Raw genomic sequence first — 5,862 nt, 5'->3', positions numbered from 1 at the left:
CCGGGCGCGGCCGACGGCGGTCGGCACGCCGCGGGCCCGCACGCCGGCCCGTCCCACGCCCAGACCGGGTACCACCGGCCCCGGCAGGACGGGGAGGACTCCGACGAGGAGGTCGACGAGGAGGGGGAGGCGCTCGCCGCCGTCTCCGAGATCTGGCCGACGTTCTCGGGCCAGCCCATCGCCGGCCAGCCGTACACGGCACCGGCCCAGCCGCAGACCTCGAAGACCAGATTGAACGAGAAGTACACCTTCGACACGTTCGTCATCGGCGCGTCGAACCGCTTCGCCCACGCCGCGGCCGTCGCCGTGGCCGAGGCCCCGTCCCGCGCCTACAACCCGCTGTTCGTCTGGGGCGAGTCCGGACTCGGCAAGACCCACCTGCTGCACGCGGTCGGCCACTACGCCCAGCGGCTGTTCCCCGGGATGCGCGTGCGGTACGTCTCGACCGAGGAGTTCACGAACGACTTCATCAACTCGCTGCGGGACGACCGCAAGGTGGCCTTCCAGCGCCGCTACCGCGACATCGACATCCTGCTCGTCGACGACATCCAGTTCCTCGAAGGCAAGGAAGGCACCCAGGAGGAGTTCTTCCACACCTTCAACACCCTGCACAACGCGAACAAGCAGATCGTGGTGTCGTCCGACCGGCCGCCGAAGCGGCTGGAGACCCTGGAGGACCGGCTGCGGACCCGGTTCGAGTGGGGACTGATCACCGACATCCAGCCTCCCGAACTGGAGACCCGCATCGCGATCCTGCGGAAGAAGGCGGCGCAGGACCGCCTCGCCGTGCCCGGCGAGGTGCTGGAGTTCATCGCGGCCCGGATCGAGGCCAACATCCGCGAGCTGGAGGGGGCCCTGATCCGGGTCACCGCCTTCGCCTCGCTGAACCAGCAGCCCGTCGACGTCGGGATCGCCGAGATCGTCCTGCGCGACCTGATTCCGGACTCCCAGGCCCCGGAGATCAGCGTCACCACGATCATGGGCGTGACGGCCGAGTTCTTCGACGTCACGATCGAGGACCTCACCGGCTCCGGCAAGACCAAGGCGTTGGCCACCGCCCGCCAGATCGCCATGTACCTGTGCCGGGAACTCACCGACATGTCGCTGCCCCGGATCGGCCAGAACTTCGGCGGACGCGACCACACGACGGTCATGCACGCGGACAAGAAGATCCGCAAGGAGATGGCCGAGCGGCGCCGGATCTACGACCAGGTGCAGGAACTGACCTCCCGCATCAAGCAGCGCGCCCGGCAGTAACCCGCACCACCTCACACCGCACGCCTCGGAGCCCAGGCGCGTCGCTCTCCGCCCGTGCCGGCGCCCGTGCCGGCGGCCGTTCCGGCTCCGCCGACTCCGACCGCTCCGGCGACTCCGGTCGCTCCCGGAAGCCCGTCCGTCGCCCCGAAACGCGCGTTCCAGGATGAGTCGGCCCACCCCCGTCCATGATCCACTTTGGCCGGTCGGGGGAAGTTGTCCACAGCTGGGACGGGTGCGCGCCGATCCGTCCCCACCCGCCCTCACGTGCGAGTACCGACGGGTATCCACAGGGGTCCACAACCCGCCCACACCGGGTCCACACCCCCTCCACAGCCGAGCCCGGGTTTGCCCACATTTCCTTCCACAGCAACGATTTTTCACTCGTTCCGGGGGGGTCGGCCGTTGACAGCCCGGTGGGCAACCTGGGTACAACTCGGGCGCTGTCTGGGGACGGAACTGTGGATGAATTCGGGCAACTGTGGATGAATCACGGACGCCGCCGAACGGTCCACCGACCCGCCGAGTTGTCCACCGCCCCTCCCCAGGGTGCGTCCACACCCGGTCACCCGATGTGACCTGCGACGAAGACGGATGTCCACACAACCCACAACCCCTACTGTTACGGCTGTCCTTCTTCTCTTCTTGGGAAGGAGAGAAAAACAGGGGCGGGGCGAAGTTGGGGACAACCGGCTCCACGAACACCCGGCCCGACATGACGCCGCCGAGCGGGACGCTCTACCGTGGGAGTCCACACGCCGGTCCGGTCGGCAGGTCCCGGGCGCCGCCCGATGCCCGCGGGCCCGGTACCCGGCCACCGGGCGGACCCACAAAGCCACACCCGGCTCGCGTGTTCGCCCGCACCGAGCACGATCACCGGAGCGGTTTGTCGATCCCACGAGCACGAACCGGCTCGCTGTCGAAAGGATGGGCACATGAAGATCCGCGTCGAGCGTGACGGACTCGCCGATGCCGTCGCCTGGGTGGCCAAGAGCCTGCCGTCCCGGCCGCCCGTTCCCGTCCTCGGCGGCGTGCTGCTCGACGCGTCGGGCGACGACGACAGGCTCACCGTCTCCGGCTTCGACTACGAGGTCTCCGCCACGGTCGGCGTCGACGCGACGATCGGCGACGGTGGCCGCACGCTGGTGTCCGGCCGGTTGCTCGCCGACATCACCAAGGCACTGCCCGCGCAGCCGGTGGACATCTCCGTCGAGGCGGCCCGCGCCACCATCACCTGCGGGAACGCGAAGTTCAGCCTGCCCACCATGCCGGTGGAGGACTACCCGCAGCTGCCCTCCCAGCCCGACCTCGCGGGTGAGGTCTCCGGCGACTCCTTCTCCCAGGCCGTCGCGCAGGTCGCCGTCGCCGCGGGCAAGGACGACACCCTGCCGATGCTGACCGGCATGCGCGTCGAGATCACCGGCGAGACGCTCACCCTCGTGGCCACCGACCGCTTCCGGCTGGCCATGCGTGAGTTCACCTGGCAACCCACCGAGGGCCTCAGCGACGCCGCGGTGCTGGTGCCCGCCCGCACCCTCGCCGACGCGGCCAAGTCGCTCGGCTCCTCCGGCGGCAACGTCCAGGTCGGCCTGGCCAGCGGGGACGGCCTGCTCGGCCTGTCCGGTGCGGGCAAGTTCACCACCACCCGCCTGCTGGACGCCGAGTTCCCGCCGTACCGCAAGCTGCTGCCGGACGAGTACAGCGCCCGTGCGGTGCTCGGGGTCTCCGCACTGAACGACGCGATCAAGCGCGTGTCGCTGGTGGCCGAACGCGGCACCCAGATCCGCATGGAGTTCGGCGACGGCCTGCTGCGGTTGTCCGCGGGGGGCGACGACGAGGGCAGCGCCGAGGAGGAACTGCCCGTCGACTACGAGGGCGAGCCGGTGACCATCGCGTTCAACCCGGGCTACCTCATCGACGGCCTCGGCGCCCTGCACGCCGACCGCGCCGAGCTGACCTTCACCACCCCGAGCCGGCCCGCGCTGCTCAAGCCCGCCGACGGCAACGGTGACGTCATCCCCGGCTACCTGTACATGCTCATGCCGGTGCGTCTGCCCGGCTGAGCCGGTCCCCGGACGACGGCGGAGGCGGAACCCGGCACGGGCGAACGGACGACGGAGGAGCACGCCGATGGCACAGCTCGGACTCGTGGGCCTGGGCAGGATGGGCGCCAACATGCGCGACCGGGTGCGCGCGGCGGGGCACGAGGTCGTGGGATACGACCGGGACCCCGACCTCGCCGACGCCGCGTCCCTGGCCGATCTGGTGGCCGCCCTACCCGCGCCGCGGATCGTGTGGGTGATGGTCCCGGCCGGCGAACCCACCCGGAACACGATCACCGAACTCGCCGGGCTGTTGGAGACCGGCGATCTGCTGATCGACGGGGGGAACTCGCGCTACACCGAGGACACCGGGCACGCCGCCCTGCTCGCACGGCAGGGCATCGGCTACCTCGACGTCGGGGTGTCCGGTGGGGTGTGGGGCCGGGAGAACGGCTACGGGCTCATGGTGGGCGGTTCCACCGAGGACGTCGCGAAGGCGATGCCGATCTTCGACGCGCTCCGCCCGGACGGCCCCCGCGCGGAGGGCTTCGCCCACGCGGGCGACGTCGGCGCCGGGCACTACGCGAAGATGGTGCACAACGGCATCGAGTACGGCCTGATGCAGGCCTACGCCGAGGGGTTCGAACTGCTCGACGCCTCCGGCGTCGTCACGGACGTGCCCGCCGTCGTCAAGGCCTGGCAACGCGGCACCGTGGTGCGGTCCTGGCTGTTGGAACTGCTGGTGCGCGCCCTGGACGAGGATCCGGGGCTGGACGAGCTGGAGGGGCACGTCCAGGACTCCGGCGAGGGCCGCTGGACCCTGGAGGAGGCGGTGAACAACGCCGTGCCCGCACCGGTGCTGTCCGCCGCGCTGTTCGCCCGGTTCGCCTCCCGGCAGGAGGACTCCGCCGCGATGCGGGCCGTGGCCGCGCTGCGCGAACAGTTCGGCGGCCACGCCGTCCGCCGGGCGGGCACCGACACGGAGGTCGCCGACTAGGTGTATCTGCGGCACCTCCAGGTCACCGACTTCCGCTCCTGGGAGCACGTGGACCTGCCGCTCGACCGTGGACCGACCGTGCTGGTCGGCCCGAACGGGCGGGGGAAGACCAACCTGCTCGAAGCCGTCGGGTACCTCGCCACCCTCGGTTCCCACCGGGTCTCCGGCGACACCCCGCTCGTCCGGCACGGGTGTGAGCGTGCGCTGGTGCGGGCCGCGGTGGTCAACGACGACCGCGAACTGACCGTCGAGCTGGAGATCGCACCGGGCCGGGCGAACCGTGCCCGGATCAACCGCGGCTCGGTCGGCAGGCCCCGGGACGTGCTCGGCATCCTGCGCACCGTGTTGTTCTCCCCCGAGGACCTCGCGCTGGTGCGGGGCGACCCGGACCAACGGCGCCGGTTCCTCGACGAACTGCTCGTCCTGCGCGCGCCCCGGTACGCGGGGGTGCGCGGGGAGTACGACCGGGTGCTGCGGCAGCGCAACGCCCTGCTGAAGAGTGTCGGGAAGAAGGGCGGCGGACGCCGTCGGTCCGCGGACCCGGCCGGCGCCGACGACCCGTACGTGGCGTCGACGCTGGAGGTCTGGGACAACCACCTGGCCACGGCGGGGGCCGAGCTGCTCGCGGGCAGGCTCAACCTGGTGGCCGACCTCGCCCCGCACGTGCGCCGCGCGTACGCCGGGGTGGCGCCCGACTCGCACCCGGTGGGACTCGACTACCGGTCCAGCCTCGGGGAGGCACTGCCCGACGGGTACGGCACGCCGGACGGGCCGCGCGCCGAGGCGGGCACGCTGCACGACGTCCTGCTCACCGCGCTCGCCGAGTCCCGCGAGGCGGAACTGGAGCGCGGCGTCAGCCTGGTCGGCCCGCACCGCGACGACCTGGAACTGTCCCTCGGCGACACCCCGGCCAAGGGGTACGCCAGCCACGGCGAGTCGTGGTCGTTCGCCCTGGCACTGCGGCTGGGTTCGTACGAACTGCTGCGGTCGGAGGCGGGTGGCGAACCCGTACTGCTGCTCGACGACGTCTTCGCCGAGCTCGACACCCGCCGCCGTTCCCGGCTGGCCGAGGTGGCGGCCGGGGCGGAACAGGTGCTGGTGACGGCCGCCGTGGACGCCGACGTCCCGGACGAACTGTCCGGCGCCCGATTTGCGGTTTCCGGGGAAGGGGTGACACGTGCCTGAACACAGCGCCGAGAACGCCCACCCGCGACGTGGGGTGACCGGCGACCGGCCTTCTGCCCACCGATCTGGGGACAAGTCTGTGGATAATGTGGATAACTCGGGTAGCACGATATCGCCGCGGGTGACCAAAGACCCGAAAGAGGTGGTCAAAAACCCTCGCGTGGGCGTTGCACGCGGTGAATCCCCAGATCGCGGCACTGAGCGTAACAGCGTTGCTGGGCCGGACGAGCCGGGGGGTGATCCCGGCAACACGGCCGCGCACGGTTCCGCACCGGCCGCCGCCGGGGCCGCGGACCCGAGTTGTCCACAGGGACGGGACCACGCCGCGGCGCCGGGGGAGGAGCAGTCCGGACGCGACCTCGCCCACGCGGCACTCCGGGCGGC

The 5,862-nt window shown here is 71.3% G+C and carries 4 protein-coding genes; all 4 read left to right on the top strand.

Annotation, left to right across the window (positions count from 1 at the left end; translation table 11 throughout):
- The coding region (dnaA, locus tag ACTIR_RS0114355) for a chromosomal replication initiator protein DnaA (RefSeq protein WP_026454815.1) at positions 1-1,257 on the top strand (1,257 nt) is incomplete at its 5' end.
- A 932-nt stretch (positions 1,258-2,189) separates the two neighbouring features.
- The gene (gene dnaN, locus ACTIR_RS0114350; protein ID WP_026454814.1) at positions 2,190-3,317 is read left to right on the top strand and encodes a DNA polymerase III subunit beta; all 1,128 of its coding nucleotides are present in this window, start codon (positions 2,190-2,192) and stop codon (positions 3,315-3,317) included.
- Between the two features lie 67 nt (positions 3,318-3,384).
- Positions 3,385-4,293, top strand: coding sequence for a phosphogluconate dehydrogenase (NAD(+)-dependent, decarboxylating) (gnd, locus tag ACTIR_RS0114345; protein WP_026454813.1), 909 nt, complete (start codon positions 3,385-3,387; stop codon positions 4,291-4,293).
- Positions 4,294-5,478 carry a DNA replication/repair protein RecF gene (gene recF, locus ACTIR_RS0114340; RefSeq protein ID WP_026454812.1) on the top strand — a complete coding sequence of 395 codons (1,185 nt, stop codon included), beginning with the start codon at positions 4,294-4,296 and terminating at the stop codon, positions 5,476-5,478. It begins immediately after the preceding gene.
- Positions 5,479-5,862 lie beyond the last annotated feature (384 nt).

The organism is Saccharomonospora iraqiensis subsp. iraqiensis (assembly GCF_000430445.1).
GTDB classification, from domain to species: domain Bacteria; phylum Actinomycetota; class Actinomycetes; order Mycobacteriales; family Pseudonocardiaceae; genus Saccharomonospora; species Saccharomonospora iraqiensis.
The sequence above is the reverse complement of the archived record's forward strand: the minus strand, read 5'-3'. Positions and strand labels throughout refer to the sequence as shown.

Coding starts and splice junctions, on each gene's coding strand:
- dnaN (WP_026454814.1), top strand. CDS start 2,190: ATGAAGATCCGCGTCGAGCGTGACGGACTCGCCGATGCCGTCGCCTGG.
- gnd (WP_026454813.1), top strand. CDS start 3,385: ATGGCACAGCTCGGACTCGTGGGCCTGGGCAGGATGGGCGCCAACATG.